This is a genomic window from Marinomonas rhizomae, from assembly GCF_003315485.1.
GTDB classification, from domain to species: domain Bacteria; phylum Pseudomonadota; class Gammaproteobacteria; order Pseudomonadales; family Marinomonadaceae; genus Marinomonas; species Marinomonas rhizomae.
The window spans coordinates 86,401-106,430 of sequence record NZ_QNSE01000003.1; the positions used below are offsets into that span (position 1 = coordinate 86,401).

Sequence of the window (20,030 nt, forward strand, 5' to 3'; positions counted from 1 at the left end):
CCCATGATCAGGGTAGCTTTAGATGCTATGGGCGGGGACTTAGGTCCCCGCATTGCTTTTGACGGAGCAGTGGAGATTCTTTCTCGCCATCAAGATGTCGTCATTACCATTTATTATTCCCCCAACTCCGGTCTGGTACTTCCTGCGCCCCATGAACGTTTATCTCTGATTGCTTGCTCTGATGTTATCGATGGAGATGAAGAGATAGTGTTGTCTTTGTTTCGTCGTCGAAACAGTACGCTTTATCAATCTTTGAATTCATTGGCTCAACGGTCGTCAGATGTTGTTGTGACTTTAGGTAATACTGGCGCTATGGTTGCACTAGCGCGTCATATATTGGGCGTGTTGCGTCCTAAGTTGTATCCTGCATTAATTAGAGAGCTATACTCTAATCCATTGCGTTGCTTGGTAGATTTAGGGGCTAACGTTCATTGTCCGCCATCAATGCTGGTAGGCTTTGCCGAATTAGGGGCTGCTTATATAGAGGCGTTAAGTGACGAAGAGCCAAGGGTTGGATTACTCAATGTTGGTGTAGAAAGCTCGAAGGGAAGTGCGGTTATTCGAGAAACAGATCGGCTTCTAGCTGCGAATGAGTGGCCTGATTATTTTGGCTACGCTGAAGGTACCGAGTTATTTGATGGTGATAAAAATGTCATTGTGTGCGATGGCATGGTGGGGAATGCTGTATTAAAAGCATCGGAAGGGCTTTTGTCTTTTATGATGAATAAATTTAAAGGGATGGACGAGGCATCATCCTTGTTTGAGACTTTTTACCAAACTGAGCGTAGGCATGGGGCTTGTTTAGTCGGCGTTCGTGGCAATTTGGTAAAGGGTCATGGTCGTTCGGATTTGTCTGCTATGATCGGTGCGATTGAGTATGGAGTTGATATTGCGCGAGCAGATTTATATTCTGCGATTGAAGCGCGTCTTTGTAGTTAGGCTTTATAGCTAGGAGATTAAATGAGCACTAAATTAGCTTTTGTTTTTCCGGGTCAGGGTTCTCAGCAGTTAGGGATGTTGGCAGATTTGGCGGAGAAGCACGATATAATAGAGCAAACATTTACCGAAGCATCTGATGTTCTTGGTTATGACTTATGGGATCTTGTGCAAAATGATGCTGAGAGATTAAGTCAAACTGACAAAACTCAGCCAGCTTTGTTAACCGCTAGTGTTGCTTTATGGCGCCTTTGGGAGCAGCAGGGTGGTGATAAGCCGGCGTATGTCACAGGTCATAGTCTTGGTGAGTACTCTGCTTTAGTTTGTGCTGGTGTGATTGCTTTTGCCGATGCGGTAGAGCTTGTTAAGTTGCGTGGTGAATATATGCAGCAAGCAGTTCCTGCAGGTGAGGGGGCAATGGCAGCTATTATCGGTCTCGATGATGATAAAGTAGTTGCTGCTTGTGAAGCGGTTTCAGGCGTTGTGAGTGCGGTTAATTTTAATTCGCCTGGCCAAGTTGTTATTGCGGGTCATGTGGCAGCGGTAGAAGCTGCGATGCTGAATGCAAAAGAAGCGGGTGCTAAGCGTGCTTTACCTTTGCCGGTCAGTGTTCCATCGCATTGTGAGCTTATGATTCCAGCTGGCGCTAAACTGGCTGAAAAACTGGAAACCATTGTATTTAACTCGCCTTCTTGTACTTTGGTGCAAAATGTTACTGCCCAAGCGGTTTCGGACCCTTCTGTGATTAAAGCGAACTTGGTATCCCAGTTAAGTGAGCCAGTTTTGTGGACTCAATCTGTTATGTTGCTTTCTGAGTTAGGTGTAACATCAACGATAGAGTGTGGTCCAGGTAAGGTTTTAAGTGGGCTTAATAAGCGAATCGTCAAAGGTATGGCGTCTTCTTCTATCGGAGATTTGTCTGGATTTGAATCGGCCTTGTCTGTTTAATTTTGTTATTTATTCAATATAAGCAGCTTGATATACACTTTTTAAAATAGATTATTGGAGATAAGCATGAGCCTTGAAGGAAAAATTGCTTTAGTAACCGGAGCTACTCGTGGCATAGGTAAAGCGATTGCTCTTGCTCTTATTGAGCAAGGTGCGACTGTTATTGGTACGGCAACGAGTGAGTCTGGTGCGCAAAGTATTAGTGAATACTTGGGTGCTAATGGCAAAGGTTGGGTGCTTGATGTATCGTCAAGTGAATCTGTCGATGCTGTAATTAAGGAAATTACGGCAGAATTCGGAGCCCCAACAGTTCTTATTAATAATGCTGGCATCACTCGTGATAATTTGATGATGCGAATGAAGGAAGATGAGTGGGATCAAGTTGTTAATACCAACTTAACGTCTGTTTTTCGTGTTACAAAAGCTTGCTTACGTGGCATGACTAAAGCAAAATTTGGTCGTGTCATTAGTATTAGCTCTGTTGTTGGCTCTATGGGTAATGGCGGACAAACAAACTATTCTGCAGCAAAGGCCGGGCTAGAAGGTTTTAGTCGCTCTTTAGCAGCAGAGATTGCGTCTCGTGGTATCACTGTAAATTGTGTTGCTCCAGGATTCATTGAAACAGATATGACTAAAGTGTTGCCTGAAGAGCACAAGGCCAAATTGGTCGAAAAAGTACCTTCATCACGCCTTGGTCAACCAGAAGAAATTGCGGCAGCTGTTGCATTTTTGGCGTCAAATGGCGCTGCTTATATCACCGGTGAGACATTACATGTCAATGGCGGTATGTATATGTCGTAATTTGAGTTGAATTTTATATTTAATTCAACGAAAATACGTCTCCGGTTCATGTCGAGAATCACACCTTTTCGGTGATCGAATTTTTATAATATGCTCACACTGAGCTGTTAATGAGTAGAGTAGGAACTTCTAATGAGTAGCATTGAAGAACGCGTTAAGAAAATCGTTTGTGAACAACTAGGCGTTAAAGAGGAAGATGTTGTTGCTTCAGCATCTTTTGTTGATGACCTAGGTGCAGATTCCCTAGATACAGTTGAGCTAGTAATGGCTCTTGAAGAGGAATTTGATACTGAAATTCCTGATGAAGAAGCTGAAAAAATCACTACCGTACAAGCAGCGAACGACTATATCAACGCTAACTTGTAAGATATTGGTGAACTGAGTTTTCCGAAAAGCCGCTTGTATTCGTTACAGCGGCTTTTCTTATTAATAGCTTTTAAAGAAATAAGAGCGAATTGCTGGAGAAATCTTATGTCTCGTCGTCGGGTTGTAGTCACAGGAATGGGAATGGTGACACCCCTTGGCAATAATGTGAAAGATACGTGGGATAATATCCTGGAAGGCAAAAGTGGTGTATCGGAGATCACTTCTTTTGACGCTAGCCAGTTTTCCACCCGTTTTGCTGCGCAAGTAAATGGCTTTGACGCTACTCAATATATGAGCGTCAAAGAAGCACGCAAAATGGATCTTTTCATTCAATATGGTATCGCTGCTGCTGTGCAAGCGTTAGATGATGCTAATCTTAATGCTGACACAGCCGATTTAACTCGTGTTGGTTGTGCAATAGGTTCAGGAATTGGTGGTTTGCCAATGATTGAAAAAAACCTAGAGCTATTGAATGAATCAGGTCCAAAACGTATTTCTCCTTTTTTTGTTCCAGGCGCGATTATTAATATGATTTCAGGTCATGTTGCGATTCGTTTTGGTTTTAAAGGTCCCAATATTTCGATTGTTACTGCCTGTACTACTGGTACGCATAATATTGGTATGGCTGGGCGAATGATTGCTTATGGGGATGCTGATGTAATGATCGCTGGCGGTGCTGAAATGGCGATTACGCCGTTGGGGATAGGTGGTTTTGGAGCGGCTAGAGCGTTATCTACTCGTAATGATGATCACAAAACAGCCAGTCGTCCATGGGATAAAGACCGTGATGGCTTTGTTATGGGGGATGGCTCTGGTATTTTGATATTAGAAGAATATGAGCATGCGGTCGCTCGTGGCGCAAAGATTTATGCAGAACTTGCAGGTTTTGGTATGAGTGATGATGCCTATCATATGACGGCTCCACCAGAAAGTGGCGAAGGTGCCGCGTCAGCCATGAGGGCGGCTTTGAAAGATGCTCATCTTACGCCTTTAGATATTGATTATATTAACGCTCATGGCACATCAACACCAGCAGGCGACTTGGCAGAGACTCAAGCAGTAAAATCGCTTATGGGTGAAGATGCATCAGATGTTGCTATTAGTTCGACTAAGTCGATGATTGGGCACTTACTTGGTGCTTCTGGTGCGGTTGAGTCAATTTTTTCGATACTTGCGATTCGAGATCAGGTTGCTCCACCAACGATTAATTTAGATGAAGCTGGCGAGGGGTGTGATTTGAATTATGTTCCTGTGACGCCACAAAAGCGTAAAATTGACGTTGTCTTAAATAACTCTTTTGGTTTTGGTGGTACGAACGGAACATTAGTATTTAAGAAGATATCTTAAATACTAATATGGACGGACAACCATCCGTCCATATTAGTTAGTTTTATTAATGTACTTGAGTTGGTGTGCCGCGCAATGCACTGATTTCTTTTGATATATCGTAGCTTTTATTCTGGTTATCTAGTTCATATAAATGGTCTTCCAGCTGCTGATAAAGAGCAATTTCCTCATCACCTAGAAAGTGCAGGCACTCTCCACCAACAAACCATAATAGCTCTCTCTTTATTAGAGGGACTAGATTTGCGTAGCATCGTATGAAGCGTGATAATACTTCTTGGGCATCAAAAGTGTAATCATGGGTATTTTCCTGAATTTTATTTGTCAGGTTGTCCCACTTTTCTAAGAAGTCTAATTCTTCTTCTGCCAACTCTGGCTGATTAAAAGGTGCGTGTTCTGCGATTCGCTGACGTAAATCGGAAAAAGCGTCAAGTATATATTGTGTGCGTGATTCCACGTAAAACCCTATTCAAGTAAGTAACTAATTAGTCGGCAACTGCCGTACGAGAACTTCAATTATGACATATGCAATCGAAATTAGTGACCTTAAAAAACGTTATGATAGTGGCTTTGAAGCGTTAAAGGGTATCGATTTAAAGGTTGAAAAAGGAGATTTCTTTGCGTTACTTGGCCCAAATGGAGCGGGTAAGTCTACAACAATTGGTATTTTATGCTCGTTAGTCAATAAAACAGCGGGCCATGTTTCAATTTTTGGTACAGATATTGATAAGGATTTCGCTAAGGCTAAAAAATATCTTGGTGTCGTCCCTCAAGAGTTCAACTTTAACGTTTTTGAGACTGTCTTTAATGTGGTGGTTACTCAAGCGGGTTTTTATGGAATTAGTCTTTCTGTTGCCGAAGAGCGTGCGGAAAAGTATTTAAAGCAACTCGACCTCTGGGATAAAAGAAACGATCAATCACGTATGTTATCTGGTGGTATGAAGCGCCGTCTAATGATAGCGAGAGCTCTGATTCATGAGCCTGAAGTGCTGATTTTGGATGAGCCAACCGCTGGTGTCGATATTGAACTTCGTCGCTCTATGTGGGAGTTCATTAAAAAACTTAATGAGCAGGGCACAACCATTATTTTGACCACGCATTATTTGGAAGAGGCCGAGCAGTTGTGTCGCAATATTGCCATTATTAGTGCGGGTGAGATTGTTGAAAATACCAGTGTGAAAGCATTATTGAAAACGTTAAATCAAGAAACCTTTATCTTAGATTTAGATACTAGTCTGCCTAATAACTGGGCTTTACCTGGCTTTAGTGTGTCAATCAGTAAAGATGCAAGTACGATCGAAGTGGAAGTGATTAAAGGGCAATCTATTAATGCCATTTTTAAAGCGCTTGATGAAATCTCAGTCAATGTGGTCAGTATGCGTAACAAGTCTAATCGACTCGAAGAGCTCTTCGTTAAATTAATTAAAGGCTAAATAGATGAAAAATTCGGAAATTTGGGTCGCGTTTTATACAATTTTAGTAAGAGAAATTCGTCGATTTACTCGCATTTGGCCACAAACCTTATTGCCACCAGCTATTACAATGACACTGTATTTTGCAATTTTCGGTAATCTAATTGGCGATCGAATTGGTGAAATGGGTGGTTTTAGTTATATGCAATACATTGTGCCGGGATTAATCATGATGTCTGTTATCACTAACTCCTATTCGAATGTTTCATCGTCTTTCTTCTCTGCAAAGTTTCAGCATAGTGTGCAAGAGCTGTTGGTTTCGCCTACTCCAAACTGGGTGATTTTAATGGGTTATACGCTTGGCGGTGTGGCGCGTGGTTTGTGTGTTGGCTTGATTGTTACCGTACTCTCGCTGTTTTTTACTCATTTGGCATTAGAAAGCTTATTTCTAACGATTTTGGTGATGTGTTTGACGGCCATTATGTTCTCTCTTGGCGGTTTTGTTAATGCAATATACGCTAGAAGTTTTGATGACGTATCCATTGTTCCAACTTTTATTTTAACGCCGCTCACCTATCTAGGTGGTGTGTTTTATTCTATCGATTTGTTGCCAGATTTCTGGCAATCCGTTTCGTTATTAAACCCTGTGCTCTATATGGTTAACGCGTTTCGTTACGGAATTCTGGGAGTTTCTGATATCAACGTATATTGGGCACTGGTTATTGTTTGTGTATTTATTGTTGTGTTGTTTGGATTTGGTCTACGTTTGCTCAATCAGGGCAAAGGCATTAGAAGTTGAGGTAGTGAGATATGGGCTTTTTACCCTTAGGTCAGCAAACAGAATATGTTTCTGAGTACGATGCAGGGTTGCTTTACCCCATTGCAAGAGTTGATAAATGGACTGAAATGGCTATCGAGTCTGAACGTCTGCCGTTTTTTGGTGAAGATGTTTGGAATGCCTACGAATTGTCATGGTTAAATTTGAAAGGAAAGCCAATCGTTGCTTTGGCTGAATTTCGTTTGCCTTGTGATTCACCCAATATCATTGAGTCAAAATCTTTTAAATTGTATTTAAATTCATTAAATCAAATGCGTTATGGCTCGGCTGAGGAAGTGCAAGTCATACTTGAAAAAGATCTTTCAAGTGCCGCTGGTGCTGACGTGACGGTTATTATTCGCGATGTAGATTCAATGGCGTCTTTGGTTGTGCTAACGCCTGATTATTGCATTGATGATTTGGATGTCGATGTCTCGGAATACCACCCTAATGCAGATTTGTTAGAGACGGGCGAATTAATGGGGGTGGTGGAAGAGCGATTGGTGAGCCATCTTTTAAAATCAAATTGTCCTGTGACCAATCAGCCAGACTGGGGTTCGGTTTTTATCGATTATAAGGGCCCTAAGATTCACCACGAAAGCTTGTTGAAGTATGTGATTTCATTCCGTGAGCATACTGATTTTCATGAGCAATGCGTTGAACGGATTTTCATTGATATTATGCGTCAATGTAAGCCGGAGAGTTTGACTGTCTATGCACGCTATGTGAGACGTGGCGGATTGGATATTAACCCTTATCGTTCAACTGCGCCATTGGTGTTGGGGAACGATCGTCTAACCCGACAGTAAAGTTTGGTATTTATCACATTGGAAGCACTGAAATAAAAAAACCGCATAATGTTAAATTGTGCGGTTTTTTATTGTTCAAACTGGCGCTACATTAAGCTAAGTTGTTTTTTGACACTTGGTAGTGCTGGTTCCCCATCGTAAGTCTTTACACCTTGTAGCCATTTATCTAATACTTCTGGGTGAGCTTTAATCCAGCTTGCTGCTGCTTGTTCTGGTTTTTTACTGGAAGCAATTATTTCATTTTCCATTTTAAGACCAAACTCTAGGTTGCTCAGTAGTTTACCCACATTCGGACATTCTTTTGCATAGCCTTGACGAGTTAGCGTCCTAATTGTGGCACCACCATAATTAGGGCCAAAATATTTATCGCCTCCGGTTAAGTATTTTAAATCGAAATTGACGTTCATTGGGTGAGGTTCCCAGGCAAGAAATACGATGAAATTATCGCGTTTAACAGTTCTTGCCACTTGTGACAGCATGGCTTGTTCACCAGATTCGACAACTTTCCAGTCTTTGAGGCCAAAGTCATTAGTATCGATCATGTTTTGAAGTTTTTGGTTTGCTGGTGCTCCAGCGTCAATGCCGTAGATTCGCTGGCGAAAGTCTGTGCTGAATTTAGCTAGATCGGAAAAATCTTTAACGCCAGCGTCAAAAACATATTTGGGCACGGCTAGAGTGAACTTTACGCCTTCTAGATTGGTTCGAATAACATCAATATTGTCTTTGTATTTATCTATAAAGGCGGATTGAGCTGGCATCCAATTACCCATAAATACATCAATCTCACCATTCTTCAAACTCTCAAAACCTACTGGAACGCCAAGAAGGTAAACTTGTGTTTCGTACCCCATTGCTTTTAGTAGTGTTGTCGCCACGCCATTTGTTGCGCCTATATCAGTCCAGCCTGGATCGCTGAAGGTGATTTTTTTACATTGCTCAGATTCAGCAGATAGGGCGACACTACTTCCAATAAGTAGACTCGCTAAACTAAGGGTTTTTAATCCCGCGCTAAAAGAAAGTGCTTTCATTTTCGTGCTCCTATTTGTGATGCTTTTCTTGTGTGTTGATTATACTTTTGGAAAGCGTGATCGGCTTTCTAAATCGTCAAGATCGATGTGATTTCTCATATACATTTCACTGCTTTCAAAGATTGGTTGATGATCCCAGGTGGTTTTTTTGCCTTTGTTCATAGCTTTTACTATCAAGCGACGACGACGCTGGCTAATAAGTGCATCTTGAGTAAGCTTTGTAGAGTCCCAGCGTTCAAGAGCCTCCTTTTTAAATGCGTGCAATAAATCAGCGTAGTCTGGGTTGTTCGCAAGATTTACCAATTCATCGGGGTCATTCTCAAGATCAAATAATTGCTCTGGATCTATATGGCAATAGACATATTTGTACTGGGCTCTACGTATCATAAATAAGGGGGCGATAGCACCTTCGCCGAAATACTCGCCAATCACTTCATCATGTCCTCCTGGCTGCCCTGTAATATGAGGCATTAGGCTTTTGCCCTGAATCGGCATAGCAAAAGACGTTTCTGTCTTATTGGTTACCATTTCAAGAAAAGTTGGCAATAGATCCATAGTGGAAATGGACTCTTTAACACGCTTGGCTGAAAAACGCTTAGGAGCATGAACTATCATTGGAACGCGAGCAGACCCTTCAAAGAAAGACATTTTGTACCAAAGGTTTCTTTCACCTAGCATATCGCCATGATCACCAGAGAAAACAATAATAGTATCGTCGGCCAATCCGGTTTCCTCTAAGGCTTTTAAGAGTAAACCTATTTTATCATCTACATAGCTGATTGCACCGTAATAGGCGCGACGAGCATTGCGGATTTGCTCTTCGCTTAACTCCTGATCGTAGTAGGCATAGACGTCTTGTAGGCGAGCAGAGTGTGGGTCTTGATCCTCCTTATTAATTGAAATTCTTGGCATGTCAATTTCGTCATGGGTATATCTATCCCAATACTCTTGCGGTATCGCATAAGGGTCGTGTGGGTGTGTCATAGAAACAGTTAAGCAGAAGGGTCTATCTTGTTCACGTCGCACATAATCATACAGATAGCGCTGTGCATGAAAAACCACTTCGTCATCAAAGTCTAATTGATTGCTACGTACACAAGGGCCAGCTTGAGTAACAGAAGACATATTATGATACCAAGTAGGGCGAGTTTTAAGATCGTCCCAGTTTGGGAACCAGCCATAATCTGCAGGGTATATATCTGTAGTGAGACGTTCTTCGAAACCATGTAATTGATCTGGTCCACAAAAGTGCATTTTACCGGATAGTGCCGTCTTGTAGTTCTGCGCGCGAAGATAATGAGCGAAGGTCGGTATGTCAGCTGAAAGGTCGGCTGCGTTATCATAGGCGCCGATTTTACTTGGCAACTGGCCCGTCATAAGAACGTATCTAGAAGGTGCGCAAAGTGGACTATTGCAATAAGCAGAATCAAAGACAACGCCTTCTTCTGCAAGTTTACTCAGGTGGGGGGTCTTTACAATTGCATGGCCATAAATAGGAAGAGCAGACGCAGCCAGCTGGTCAGCCATAATAAAAAGAATATTAGGTTGCTTTTTTGACATGATTTTTCCTAATGGATAATTGATTAAAAAATGAGATTGGGTGAGTAGAAATCACCTTTCTTCTCTTAGATTGCGCTATGTAAAAGATGCTGTAAACTGACTAAATTCTTATGTATGGGATAAGTTGAACTTATGTTAATGAGCTCGGAGTTACCACCACTGCAAACACTTGTTGTTTTTGAAGCATCAGCAAGGCTATTGAGTTTTACTGCGGCAGCACGAGAGTTGGGGACGACGCAACCTGCGGTAAGTCAGCAGATAAGGGCTTTAGAGGCTGCGCTTGGTACGCTATTATTTGAACGCATTTATCGTGGTGTGGTCTTGACCAATGCAGGACATATTTTGTTAAAAACGACGCAGTCGAGTTTGCAAGACTTGCGAGATGTGATGCAAAAGATAAAACAAAAACCAAAATCTCAGCGTATTACTGTTGCGACGGATTTTGCTTTTGCCGCTTTTTGGCTGATGCCTCGCTTACCAGAGTTTCGTCGTCTACATAAAGACATTGATATTCGTATTCAAACATCTCAATCTGAAGTGGATTTGGCTTCTACCGAAGCTGATGTGGCGATATTATTTGGTGAGGGGGTATATCAAGGCTATTTGACAGAAAAACTATTGCCAGAGGTGGTCTATCCTGTGTGTAGTCCAAAATTACTGGAGGAGCTTTCTGGTTTTACAAATTTGATGAATTTAGTCAAAGCGCCGTTGTTGAAACTGAATGCTGATATGGGGCAGAAATGGATGGATTGGGAGTTGTTATTTCAGCTTAATGGTTCCCAGTGGCAGCCATCAGAGTCTGTAATGGAGTTTGATAACTATACATTGTTGGTACAGGCTGCCATTTCCGGTCAGGGCATTGGTCTTGGGTGGTCGCCCTTAGTGGATGACTTTATAAAAAGTGGTGTCTTGATTGCGCTACCGAATTTTACGGTACAATCTGACAATGGTTATTATATTGTTCTGTCAAAACAACAAACTCCAACGGCACCAGTTACTACTTTTCTGAACTGGTTAAAATCTTAGCTTTTGCTGTAAAGCCTATAAATACAGCCACCATAGCAAGCCGATAGTACAAAGTGATGTAGGTATAGAAATAAGAATCATAAGTGCAATTTCATCAACTGGCCCCTTAAATTTGCTTGCTAGCATATAGCTAATAACGGCAACAGGCATGGTGCTAAGAACTATTAATACAGAGCTTTCTAGCGGGCTAAGAGGAAAGAGTTTTACTACTAAGCATGCGCTTATAGCCCCTACGAAAGGACGGAATAACGATAATGAAGTAGCACGGCCGATCTTATTGCTTTCTTTTACGGATAAGCTGCTAATAGATTTGCCAAGTAACATTAGCATGATAGGTAATGTTATATTGCTGAGCATATTCAACGTATTCATCAAAGGCGTGGGTAAGCTAATGTCAAAGCTTAAGAAAAGGGCTCCGATGACTAAGGCAATAACAGGACCATTTTTTAGTAACTGCCTAGGCTGGTAGGTTCCTGACATAAAACCAACGCCTAAGGTAAAGTGACTGATCTGCACGACAGATGAAATTACCACCGCGATAGCCATACCTTCTGTACCAAATAATGCGTAGGCAACAGGAATGCCAAGATTACCCGTATTAGGGTTAACCAAAGGGGGTAGATAAAAACGAGTAGGTAGATTGACTACTTTCAGAAAAGTAAATGAAATCAGCGCTACCAAGGTCAATACTAGAGCTGTCGCAGCGATAATTTTGAGCATGCTGAACACTTGCATCTGCATCGATAAGACAGCATAGAGTAACAAGGCAGGCAGGCCCAGATTTGAGACTAAAGCGCTTAACGATGGGCTTTCTAAATAATCTGTTTTTTTACCAAGAAAGAAGCCCAAGCAAATCAGTAGTAAAATAGGGGCGAGCGAGTTAGTTAATGCCGAAAGCATAGAGTTCCCTTGTGAGACGTTGTTATCTATGAAAATTTATCGGCTCCCATACTAAATGCTTCCATAAGATAGTGCACCAAGGCTTTTACCCTAAGGCTGATGTTTCTTGATTGAGGATACAGTAAAGTGACATCAGAATTAGATAATTGCCAGTCTGGTAGTAGCCTTATCAATCGCCCCGATTGAATGTCATCTTCCACATAGTAAGCCGGTTGCCGAGAGATTCCCATCCCGTCGACAGTCGCTCTTTTAACTACGTGTCCATTTGAGCATTTGAGCGTTCCATGTATGGGGAGTTCGTACTTGCCCTCAACATTAATATGAGTGAAAGACCATTTTTTCACTGATCCATTAATTAAAGAGTGTTCTAGCAAGTCTTTTGGGCTATTTAGTTTAGCAGCCACCTTGATATAAGCTGGGCTTGCAACAAGGTAGTTTCTATAGCTAGTCAGCTTTCTGCCAATTAAATTTGAGTTACTCAGCATACCCATTCTGACCACTAGGTCGTATTGCGATTCGATTAGATTTTCTCTCGTGCTTGAAAAGCTCAGTTCTATTTCTATCTGGGGATTGTCCTTCATAAATTGGATTAACAGCGGTGCCAGAATCTCTTCACCAAATAGACCTCCTACTGAGTTGATTCTAATTTGACCTCTAATGCTTGAATGAGCATTCTGTGCAGATAACATCGCATGCTCTAATTGATCGACTCCTTGGCGTGAGAGTTGGTAAAAGGTTTCTCCCGCAGGAGACAGAGAAAGTGAGCGAGTGGATCGATATAGCAGTTGAACGCCCATTTCTTTTTCTAAACGGCTGATAATTTGAGACATTCTAGCGCGAGAAATATTTAGTTCTTCTGCGGCTTTCGAGAAGCTGTGGTTTTCAACTACGGCTAAAAATTCCTTTATGCCTTCTGGAAAATGAGCGCTCATATTGTTAAGCCTTAATAAATAATCATTTCAATAAAACGATAATTATAAACAGTTTAAAGGCTCGTATAGTAGTGCCATTCAGCGTTAATGGATTTATAGGAGTCGTTATGAAAACTAGAACTTTAGGAAAGACTGGATTTGAAGTGTCAGAAATTGGTTTAGGCTGTTGGCAGCTTGGTAATGACTTTGGCCCTGTGGAAGATAAGGAAGCAATGTCGATACTACAAACAGCAGTAGCAGAAGGTATTCAATTCTTTGATACTGCGGATGTTTATGGTGGTGGTTTAAGTGAAGAAAGGATAGGGCAATGGCGCAAGACCTTAACTAAACCGCCTATTATCGCCACGAAAGTGGGTCGTCACAGTGAGCTTTATCCTAGTGGTTATAGTAAATCCGCTGTTAAAAAGAGTTTACAGGCTTCTGCTCAGCGTTTGGGGGTTGAGTCTATTGACCTTGCTCAATTGCATTGTGTTCCTCGCGAGGTGCTGTTTGCAGGTGATTTATTGGCTTGGATGGAAGATCTACAAAAAGAAGGGGTTATTAAGCACTTTGGTGCAAGTGTTGAAATGCTGGATGAAGCTATGTTTTGTTGTAGTCATCCAGAGTTGGCTAGCTTGCAAATATTGTTTAATGTATTTCGCCAAGATGCGACGGAATCATTATTGCCGTTAGCGGAAAACAATGATGTGGGTATTATTGTTCGCTTACCATTGGCAAGCGGATTATTGTCCGGGAAAATGGAGCGTGATCGTATTTTTAGTGAGCACGATCATCGATCATATAACAAGGATGGTGACGCTTTTCATGTTGGTGAAACCTTTAATGGCATACCCTTCAATACCGGGGTGGCGCTGGTTGATGAGCTAAAAGAAAAACTGCCAAAAGGGCAGGATATACTGGATGTATCTTTGCGTTGGATTCTCGATCAGCCACAAGTTTCAAGTATTATTGCTGGTGCTAGCCGTTCTTCTCAAGTGGTGCGTAATGCGGCTGCATCCTCTTTGCCGCCCTTGGATAAAGATCTTCATGCATTACTGTCTGAGTACTACCGTGAAAAGGTAAAAAAGCATATTCGCGGTGGTATTTAAATAACAAAGGGAATAGTGGCGTGAAATTGGTCGCGCCACTATGTATTATTTATTTCAAAATTTGCTCAGCATGTACCTTGGTCTTAACCTTGCTGATGATGTCTGAAATAATGCCATTTTCATCAATGATAAAGGTTGTTCTTACCGTCCCCATTGATTCTCGTCCCATGAATTTCTTTAGCTGCCAAGTGCTATAAAGCTCGTGAACTTCTTTTTCTACGTCTGCAATAAGTGGAAAGGGAAGGTCATACTTTTCAATGAAGTTTTGATGTTTTTTCTCAGTGTCAGTACTAATGCCGATAACAACAAAACCCTGATCTAATAATGCTTGGTAATTGTCTCGTAAGTCACAGGCTTGGGCAGTACAGCCAGGCGTGTTATCCCTTGGGTAAAAGTATAAGACGACTTTTTTGCCTTTAAATTGGCTGAGTGTAATAGTGTCGCCGTTCTGATCTTTAGCGCTAAAGTCCGGTGCTGTTTGTCCGATTTCAATTGTCATAAGGTATCTCTACTGTTCAACGAAATATTTATAGAAAAATAGTTTGCCTATTTATAAGTATTTGTATAGCAGAAGATAGCTTAACAAGACCTCCATGAAAAATCCTCCTGAATACTGTTTCTTGTGAATTTACTCCGGCTTTACGTCTGTCAATTATTGTTAAACCTGAGTCTGGACGTTACTATAGGCGCGCTTATAATTTTATCGGAGACTCGAAATGATCACAGGTAGTTTAGTTGCGCTTATCACTCCTATGTCACCAGATGGCGCTGTAGATACCAAAAAATTAGATGATCTAATAGAGTTTCATATTAATGAGGGGACGCACGGAATTGTAGCCGTAGGCACCACTGGTGAATCTTCCACTCTGACACCTGTTGAACATGCAAATGTAATTCGTCAGGTTGTTAGTACTGTTAATGGTCGAGTTCCTGTTATTGCCGGCACGGGTGCCAACGCAACCCATGAAGCCATTGATCTTACTAAAAGCGCAAAAGACGCTGGCGCAGATGCCTGTTTACTTGTTACTCCTTATTACAACAAGCCCACTCAAGAAGGGTTGTATCAGCACTTTAAAGCAATCGCTGAGGCGGTTGATATTCCTCAAATTCTATACAATGTACCAGGCAGAACAGCATGTGATATGCAAAATGAAACGGTTGTTCGCTTATCCTCAGTGAGAAATATTGTAGGAATAAAAGATGCGACAGGTGATCTTGAGCGTGGTGAGGCCTTAATTAAAGCTTTACCTGATACTTTTGCTGTTTACTCTGGTGACGACCCGACGGCCGTTGCTTTGATGCTTTTGGGCGGTAAAGGCAATATTTCTGTGTCTGCTAATGTTGCTGCAAAAGCCGTTGCACAAGCTGCTGAATCAGCTCTGGCTGGAAAAGCAGAGCAAGCACATTCTATTGATACAACTATTTCATCTCTGCATAAAAATTTATTTTTAGAATCTAATCCTATCCCTATCAAATGGGCTTGTAGTCAATTAGGGCTGTGTGAAGAAGGAATTAGATTGCCTTTAACCCCTCTTTCTGAGCATTATCATTCGGCTGTTCGACAAGCCATGATTGAAGCTGGAGTTTTATTAGTATGAACAAATTTACCTTACATTTGATGGGCGCTAGCTCAATGGCGTTATTGTTATCTGGTTGCAGTATGTTTCTTACTGATCACTCTGATGATTACCAAAAAGAAAAACCTGTTGTTTCGGCTTTGGAAATGCCTGCAGGGTCGGCCGCATCAAGTGATGCTCTGGTTATCCCTAATGAAAATAACATAGCCAATTTAGAGGGGATTACTCCATATACTACGCCTCGAGCTCCGTTTGTATTCTATCCGATGGTTGCTATTGGTGTTGAAGAACAAGACAATGCGATGGCGTTAACTGTTCCAGCTAACCTTACACAATCTAAGCGTATTGTGGTGGACTTTTTAACGGCACTTCATGGTGATGGTACCTCCATTGCATCACAAACAGATGATCTTATTATAAGTGTGCCATTTGATTTTCATCCGCAAGGCTGGTGGGCGTCATTATGGAGTGATATTACTCGTATACACCCTGCACAAACCGCTTTTTCTTTTCACTTTACTGAATTGGAGGGAAAAACGTTGGTTGCCGTTCAGTTTCGTGATGAGCAAGAAGGTGCTGAGCCAGGTAACTGGATGAGCCCGGTACAAAATAATGATGCCTATTCTGTGGCTGTTCGCTTGTGGGGAACGATGGGGCGTCAATTGGATCAGTCTTCAGCTTACCTATCTAACCGCGGTGATGCTTCTTCTTTTCCTATTTGGGTCGATCATCACGGTCTTTTCGCCATTCATCTTGGTGAAAATGTGTCACAAGCAAACCTTGATGCTAAATTAAGCTCGGCAGGTATTTATATTATGCCAGGAGAAGCTAAGCTATTGGCACCGGTACCACCAGAAGACGTTGCGCGTATTGGTGATGTTATCGATTTAACTTTACCATTGGTGGATAAAGAACAGACTAAATCACTCAAAACTATTCGTCGAGACTTAGATGACGTTAGTTGGGAGCAGCGTGAATACCCTTACAAAATAAGTCATCAAAAGGCGGGTGACTTTTTGGTTATTGATGTGTCTTCTATGGAGTCACCTGAAGTGGTTTCATATCACTTAGTACAACGTTTTGTAAATTAAATAAGATTAACCCCTCATAAAAGAAAATCGGAGACCCTCCAATGGAAAAACGACAAGAGCTATATGCAGGTAAGGCAAAATCTGTATTTCGTACAGATGATCCTGACAAAATGGTTCTAGTATTTCGTGATGATACCTCTGCATTTGACGGTAAAAGAATTGAGCTGCTTGACCGTAAAGGTATGGTGAATAATAAGTTCAATGCTTTTATTATGACGAAACTGCAAGAAGCTGGTATCCCTACGCATTTTGAAAAGCTTTTAAGTGATACCGAATCACTTGTTAAGTGCCTTGATATGATGCCTGTTGAGTGTGTTGTTCGAAACGTTGCTGCTGGTAGCCTTTGTCGACGTCTAGGGGTGGAAGAGGGGGTAACTCTTAATCCACCAACGTTTGAATTGTTCTTAAAGAACGATGCGTTAGGTGACCCAATGATCAACGAATCTCATGTTGAGTCTTTCGGTTGGGCTAATACCTCGGACTTAGCTAAAGCAAAAGAGCTTACGTTCAAAGTGAATGATGTATTAAAAACGATTTTTGCAGAAGGCGGCATGATTCTAGTTGATTACAAATTGGAATTTGGCCTATATAAGGGTGAGGTTTTATTGGGCGATGAATTTTCGCCCGATGGCTGCCGTTTATGGGATGCCAAAACCAAAGAAAAATTAGATAAAGATCGTTTCCGTCAAGGCTTGGGTGGCGTAATCGAAGCTTACGAAGATGTAGGTCGTCGTATAGGTATCGATTTCGACGCATAAGCGGATTGGTAACTTAGCCCATAATAGAGGGGCCTTGCTCCTCTATTATTACCATGTAAGCTTGTCATACAAGGACATACATTGATTAACTTCCTACCTTTTGCCATCGGTTTGCGTTATGCGCGAGCAAAACGCTCCAATCATTTTATTTCTTTTATTAGCTTTTCTTCTATTGCAGGTCTTGCACTTGGCGTAATGGTTCTAATTACCGTTTTGTCTGTAATGAATGGTTTTGATCGCGAATTGCGTCAACGAATTTTAGGGATGGTCCCTCATGCTACTTTATGGGGTGATCCAGTCTTGAGTGATTGGCGTGACACTGCAAAATTGGTGGCTAAAATGCCTGATGTGGTGGGTGTTGCACCTCATATTCAAGCACAAGTTATGTTCCAAGCCGGCGAAAGTGTCCATGGTGCGATTTTAAATGGAATCAATCCAGACATGGAAAAAAAGGTCTCTATTATTGGCGACAATATGGCTTCAGGCTCTCTAAATGCGCTCAATGATACGAGTTTTGGAATTGTTTTAGGTGCTCAGCTAGCGAAAATGTTGAGAGTCGATATTGGCGATAAAGTAACGGCTATATTGCCCAAAGCCAATGTGTCGATTGCAGGTGTTGCACCTGTTCTAAAGCGATTCACTGTAGTGGGGACTTTTGAGGTTGGAGCTGAACTAGATAGTAGTCTTGCCTATATCAATATCAAAGACGCTGCTAAATTAAAGCGCTACAAGCCGGACGATGTAGAAGCGCTGCGAATTTCGTTTGATGATTTATTTGTGGCTCCTTCTCGTATCTGGGATATTGCTCGTGCTGTACCTGGACAAAACAGAGTGAGTGATTGGACTCGCACTCATGGCAGTCTTTTTCAAGCAATAAAAATGGAAAAAACTATGATTGGATTGCTGCTGTTGTTAATTGTCGCTGTGGCTGCTTTTAACATTGTTTCCACTCTCGTTATGGTGGTTACCGATAAACGGAATGACATCGCCATCTTAAGAACAATGGGTTTAACATCAAGTCAGGTGATGTGGATTTTTGTTGTACAGGGTATGTTTATTGGTATGCTCGGGACATTCATTGGTGTGGTGTTAGGTGTCACTTTAGCGCTTAATGTGAGTGACATTATTGCGGCCTTACAGAGCTTATTAAATGTACAGTTTTTAAGTGCAGATGTTTATTTTATTAACTATTTGCCTTCTGAGCTTCAATGGACTGATGTGGAGTTAATTGTTATCTCTGCTTTTATTATGACGGTCGCAGCAACTATTTACCCTGCTTGGCGGGCGTCAAAAGTAGAGCCTGCGGAGGCATTGCGTTATGAATAATAGTGTTGTTTTAGAGTGTCACCAGCTTTCAAAGCAGTATCTGGATGGTAAACAAACTGTTGACGTTTTTCAGTCGATTGATCTAACGCTTCATAAAGGACAGGCTTGTGCCATTGTTGGTTCATCCGGCTCAGGTAAAACAACCTTGTTAAACTTATTGGCTGGCCTAGATTTAGCTACGACTGGTGAGGTGAGTTTAGCAGGGGTGTCTTGGTCAAGTATGAAAGACTCAAAGCGAGCCAAGATGCGTAATAAAGAAATGGGATTTGTGTACCAATTTCATCATTTGCTACCTGAATTTACGGCGTTAGAAAATGTATTAATGCCAATGTGGATTGCTGGCATGGATAAAAAAGCCGCCAAACAGTGCGGAGAAGAGCTGTTATCGCAAGTTGGTCTAAAGGATCGCTTTAACCATAAGCCATCGCAATTATCGGGTGGCGAGCGACAGCGTGTGGCCATTGCTCGAGCTCTGTCGAATAGACCGGCTTGTGTATTAATGGATGAGCCAACTGGTAACCTGGATGAAACAACATCTTTAGAGATCCAAAATCTAATTAATACGCTTAAAAGCACGTATGATATGGCATTTCTTGTTGTCACCCATGATGAAAAAATGCTGGGCTGGATGGATTCTGCTTATCGTTTATCACAAGGAGCTTTGCAGCCGTTAAAGTAGCGTTGCAGAGTTTCTAGGTTGTGAAAAAACCAAGGCTCAAAAGAGTTTTGGTTTTTTTATATTTATTAGGGACTTATTTAGTGTTTCTTAGTTTGCGCTCTTTCCAGCGCTTAATAACATGAAATCGCCATAAAATACTAATAGTGGCATAGCTAATGGCACCTACAACTAAACCTGATACAACGGAACCCACATAAAGTGGCATCCAAATATGCTCCATTTTATCCCAGATCCATTCAACAGAAAGTTGAAAGTTCTTCTCGTTTTGGGATCCTAAAATTAACATACCAACCTTGTAGTTGAAGTAAAAAACGAATGGCATAGTTAACGGGTTAGTAATCCATACAAGCGCAATTGACAGTGGAATATTGGCTTTTAGTGGAATGGCAAAGAGTGCCGATGCTAGCATTTGAAATGGCATCGGGATGAATGCCCAAAATAAACCATTAAAGAAAGCTCTAGCTACAGACTTGCGGTTGAGGTGCCATAGGTTCGCTTCGTATATCTGAGATCCTAATAAGCCTAAAGCTCTGCTCTGCTTTAACTTTTCTGGATTTGGTATGAATTTTTTAAGATAATTCTTCGGCATAATGAGGTAAAAAATAATTTAGCAATTTAAGACAAGGAGGTCT

22 protein-coding genes are annotated in these 20,030 nt (G+C 41.5%); 15 read left to right on the forward strand and 7 right to left on the reverse strand.

Going from position 1 to position 20,030, the window contains the following annotated elements; translation table 11 throughout:
• Positions 1-3 precede the first annotated feature (3 nt).
• From DFP80_RS04020 to fabF, 5 genes are all read left to right on the forward strand, one after another.
• Entirely contained in the window at positions 4-939 is a 936-nt protein-coding gene (locus DFP80_RS04020) for a fatty acid synthesis protein (protein ID WP_113915536.1), read from the forward strand.
• Positions 940-960: 21 nt separating this feature from the next.
• Positions 961-1,884, forward strand: coding sequence for an ACP S-malonyltransferase (fabD, locus tag DFP80_RS04025; protein ID WP_113915537.1), 924 nt, complete (start codon positions 961-963; stop codon positions 1,882-1,884).
• Between the two features lie 66 nt (positions 1,885-1,950).
• Positions 1,951-2,685: a 3-oxoacyl-ACP reductase FabG gene (gene fabG, locus DFP80_RS04030; RefSeq protein ID WP_113915538.1), complete on the forward strand. Its 735-nt coding sequence runs from the start codon at positions 1,951-1,953 to the stop codon at positions 2,683-2,685.
• A gap of 132 nt (positions 2,686-2,817) precedes the next feature.
• On the forward strand, positions 2,818-3,051 hold the full coding sequence (gene acpP, locus DFP80_RS04035) for an acyl carrier protein (RefSeq protein WP_012069834.1): 234 nt from the start codon (positions 2,818-2,820) through the stop codon (positions 3,049-3,051).
• A gap of 105 nt (positions 3,052-3,156) precedes the next feature.
• On the forward strand, positions 3,157-4,398 hold the full coding sequence (gene fabF, locus DFP80_RS04040) for a beta-ketoacyl-ACP synthase II (protein ID WP_113915539.1): 1,242 nt from the start codon (positions 3,157-3,159) through the stop codon (positions 4,396-4,398).
• A gap of 46 nt (positions 4,399-4,444) precedes the next feature.
• On the opposite strand, the gene DFP80_RS04045 is transcribed toward fabF, so the two are convergent.
• Positions 4,445-4,852, reverse strand: a complete 408-nt coding sequence (locus tag DFP80_RS04045; RefSeq protein ID WP_113915540.1) for a PA2817 family protein — start codon at positions 4,850-4,852, stop codon at positions 4,445-4,447.
• Positions 4,853-4,913: 61 nt separating this feature from the next.
• Between DFP80_RS04045 and DFP80_RS04050 the strand changes: the two genes are divergently transcribed.
• The 3 genes from DFP80_RS04050 to queF are packed head-to-tail and all read left to right on the forward strand — an operon-like array spanning position 4,914 to position 7,433.
• On the forward strand, positions 4,914-5,828 hold the full coding sequence (locus DFP80_RS04050) for an ABC transporter ATP-binding protein (RefSeq protein ID WP_113915541.1): 915 nt from the start codon (positions 4,914-4,916) through the stop codon (positions 5,826-5,828).
• Positions 5,829-5,832: 4 nt separating this feature from the next.
• Positions 5,833-6,606, forward strand: a complete 774-nt coding sequence (locus DFP80_RS04055; protein ID WP_113915542.1) for an ABC transporter permease — start codon at positions 5,833-5,835, stop codon at positions 6,604-6,606.
• Positions 6,607-6,617: 11 nt separating this feature from the next.
• Entirely contained in the window at positions 6,618-7,433 is an 816-nt protein-coding gene (gene queF / locus DFP80_RS04060; protein WP_113915543.1) for an NADPH-dependent 7-cyano-7-deazaguanine reductase QueF, read from the forward strand.
• A gap of 86 nt (positions 7,434-7,519) precedes the next feature.
• On the opposite strand, the gene choX is transcribed toward queF, so the two are convergent.
• Positions 7,520-8,461 carry a choline ABC transporter substrate-binding protein gene (gene choX, locus DFP80_RS04065; protein ID WP_113915544.1) on the reverse strand — a complete coding sequence of 314 codons (942 nt, stop codon included), beginning with the start codon at positions 8,459-8,461 and terminating at the stop codon, positions 7,520-7,522.
• A gap of 39 nt (positions 8,462-8,500) precedes the next feature.
• Entirely contained in the window at positions 8,501-10,021 is a 1,521-nt protein-coding gene (gene betC, locus DFP80_RS04070; RefSeq protein WP_113915545.1) for a choline-sulfatase, read from the reverse strand.
• A 132-nt stretch (positions 10,022-10,153) separates the two neighbouring features.
• Between betC and DFP80_RS04075 the strand changes: the two genes are divergently transcribed.
• Complete coding sequence (locus DFP80_RS04075) at positions 10,154-11,047, forward strand: choline sulfate utilization transcriptional regulator (RefSeq protein WP_113915546.1); 894 nt, start codon at positions 10,154-10,156, stop codon at positions 11,045-11,047.
• A 15-nt stretch (positions 11,048-11,062) separates the two neighbouring features.
• On the opposite strand, the gene DFP80_RS04080 is transcribed toward DFP80_RS04075, so the two are convergent.
• Complete coding sequence (locus tag DFP80_RS04080) at positions 11,063-11,947, reverse strand: AEC family transporter (protein ID WP_113915547.1); 885 nt, start codon at positions 11,945-11,947, stop codon at positions 11,063-11,065.
• Positions 11,948-11,973: 26 nt separating this feature from the next.
• The gene (locus DFP80_RS04085) at positions 11,974-12,879 is read right to left on the reverse strand and encodes a LysR family transcriptional regulator (RefSeq protein WP_113915548.1); all 906 of its coding nucleotides are present in this window, start codon (positions 12,877-12,879) and stop codon (positions 11,974-11,976) included.
• Positions 12,880-12,986: 107 nt separating this feature from the next.
• On the opposite strand from DFP80_RS04085, the gene DFP80_RS04090 reads away from it, so the two are divergent.
• Positions 12,987-13,967, forward strand: a complete 981-nt coding sequence (locus DFP80_RS04090) for an aldo/keto reductase (RefSeq protein WP_113915549.1) — start codon at positions 12,987-12,989, stop codon at positions 13,965-13,967.
• A gap of 49 nt (positions 13,968-14,016) precedes the next feature.
• On the opposite strand, the gene bcp is transcribed toward DFP80_RS04090, so the two are convergent.
• The gene (gene bcp / locus DFP80_RS04095; protein WP_113915550.1) at positions 14,017-14,466 is read right to left on the reverse strand and encodes a thioredoxin-dependent thiol peroxidase; all 450 of its coding nucleotides are present in this window, start codon (positions 14,464-14,466) and stop codon (positions 14,017-14,019) included.
• Between the two features lie 217 nt (positions 14,467-14,683).
• Here bcp and dapA point away from each other — a divergent pair, with 217 nt between their 5' ends.
• From dapA to DFP80_RS04120, 5 genes are all read left to right on the forward strand, one after another.
• Positions 14,684-15,565: a 4-hydroxy-tetrahydrodipicolinate synthase gene (gene dapA / locus DFP80_RS04100; protein WP_113915551.1), complete on the forward strand. Its 882-nt coding sequence runs from the start codon at positions 14,684-14,686 to the stop codon at positions 15,563-15,565.
• Positions 15,562-16,635: a hypothetical protein gene (locus DFP80_RS04105; RefSeq protein ID WP_113915552.1), complete on the forward strand. Its 1,074-nt coding sequence runs from the start codon at positions 15,562-15,564 to the stop codon at positions 16,633-16,635. Before dapA ends, DFP80_RS04105 begins: the two co-directional genes overlap by 4 nt.
• A gap of 41 nt (positions 16,636-16,676) precedes the next feature.
• Positions 16,677-17,393 (forward strand): phosphoribosylaminoimidazolesuccinocarboxamide synthase, encoded by a 717-nt coding sequence (gene purC / locus DFP80_RS04110; protein ID WP_113915553.1) that lies wholly within the window; start codon positions 16,677-16,679, stop codon positions 17,391-17,393.
• A gap of 81 nt (positions 17,394-17,474) precedes the next feature.
• Entirely contained in the window at positions 17,475-18,719 is a 1,245-nt protein-coding gene (locus DFP80_RS04115; protein WP_113915554.1) for a lipoprotein-releasing ABC transporter permease subunit, read from the forward strand.
• Complete coding sequence (locus DFP80_RS04120) at positions 18,712-19,398, forward strand: ABC transporter ATP-binding protein (protein ID WP_113915555.1); 687 nt, start codon at positions 18,712-18,714, stop codon at positions 19,396-19,398. The genes DFP80_RS04115 and DFP80_RS04120 overlap by 8 nt, the downstream gene beginning before the upstream one ends.
• Positions 19,399-19,471: 73 nt before the next feature.
• Here DFP80_RS04120 and DFP80_RS04125 read toward each other — a convergent pair whose 3' ends face one another.
• Positions 19,472-19,987, reverse strand: a complete 516-nt coding sequence (locus DFP80_RS04125; protein ID WP_113915556.1) for a DUF2062 domain-containing protein — start codon at positions 19,985-19,987, stop codon at positions 19,472-19,474.
• Positions 19,988-20,030 lie beyond the last annotated feature (43 nt).

Bases quoted from the DNA above. Each gene is read 5' to 3' on its own strand.
- DFP80_RS04105 (WP_113915552.1), top strand. From the start codon at position 15,562: ATGAACAAATTTACCTTACATTTGATGGGCGCTAGCTCAATGGCGTTA.
- betC (WP_113915545.1), bottom strand. From the start codon at position 10,021: ATGTCAAAAAAGCAACCTAATATTCTTTTTATTATGGCTGACCAGCTG.
- DFP80_RS04120 (WP_113915555.1), top strand. From the start codon at position 18,712: ATGAATAATAGTGTTGTTTTAGAGTGTCACCAGCTTTCAAAGCAGTAT.
- DFP80_RS04090 (WP_113915549.1), top strand. From the start codon at position 12,987: ATGAAAACTAGAACTTTAGGAAAGACTGGATTTGAAGTGTCAGAAATT.
- DFP80_RS04080 (WP_113915547.1), bottom strand. From the start codon at position 11,947: ATGCTTTCGGCATTAACTAACTCGCTCGCCCCTATTTTACTACTGATT.
- DFP80_RS04075 (WP_113915546.1), top strand. From the start codon at position 10,154: ATGTTAATGAGCTCGGAGTTACCACCACTGCAAACACTTGTTGTTTTT.
- dapA (WP_113915551.1), top strand. From the start codon at position 14,684: ATGATCACAGGTAGTTTAGTTGCGCTTATCACTCCTATGTCACCAGAT.
- fabF (WP_113915539.1), top strand. From the start codon at position 3,157: ATGTCTCGTCGTCGGGTTGTAGTCACAGGAATGGGAATGGTGACACCC.
- bcp (WP_113915550.1), bottom strand. From the start codon at position 14,466: ATGACAATTGAAATCGGACAAACAGCACCGGACTTTAGCGCTAAAGAT.
- DFP80_RS04050 (WP_113915541.1), top strand. From the start codon at position 4,914: ATGACATATGCAATCGAAATTAGTGACCTTAAAAAACGTTATGATAGT.
- DFP80_RS04125 (WP_113915556.1), bottom strand. From the start codon at position 19,987: ATGCCGAAGAATTATCTTAAAAAATTCATACCAAATCCAGAAAAGTTA.
- queF (WP_113915543.1), top strand. From the start codon at position 6,618: ATGGGCTTTTTACCCTTAGGTCAGCAAACAGAATATGTTTCTGAGTAC.
- acpP (WP_012069834.1), top strand. From the start codon at position 2,818: ATGAGTAGCATTGAAGAACGCGTTAAGAAAATCGTTTGTGAACAACTA.
- DFP80_RS04055 (WP_113915542.1), top strand. From the start codon at position 5,833: ATGAAAAATTCGGAAATTTGGGTCGCGTTTTATACAATTTTAGTAAGA.
- purC (WP_113915553.1), top strand. From the start codon at position 16,677: ATGGAAAAACGACAAGAGCTATATGCAGGTAAGGCAAAATCTGTATTT.
- fabD (WP_113915537.1), top strand. From the start codon at position 961: ATGAGCACTAAATTAGCTTTTGTTTTTCCGGGTCAGGGTTCTCAGCAG.
- DFP80_RS04020 (WP_113915536.1), top strand. From the start codon at position 4: ATGATCAGGGTAGCTTTAGATGCTATGGGCGGGGACTTAGGTCCCCGC.
- choX (WP_113915544.1), bottom strand. From the start codon at position 8,461: ATGAAAGCACTTTCTTTTAGCGCGGGATTAAAAACCCTTAGTTTAGCG.
- fabG (WP_113915538.1), top strand. From the start codon at position 1,951: ATGAGCCTTGAAGGAAAAATTGCTTTAGTAACCGGAGCTACTCGTGGC.
- DFP80_RS04085 (WP_113915548.1), bottom strand. From the start codon at position 12,879: ATGAGCGCTCATTTTCCAGAAGGCATAAAGGAATTTTTAGCCGTAGTT.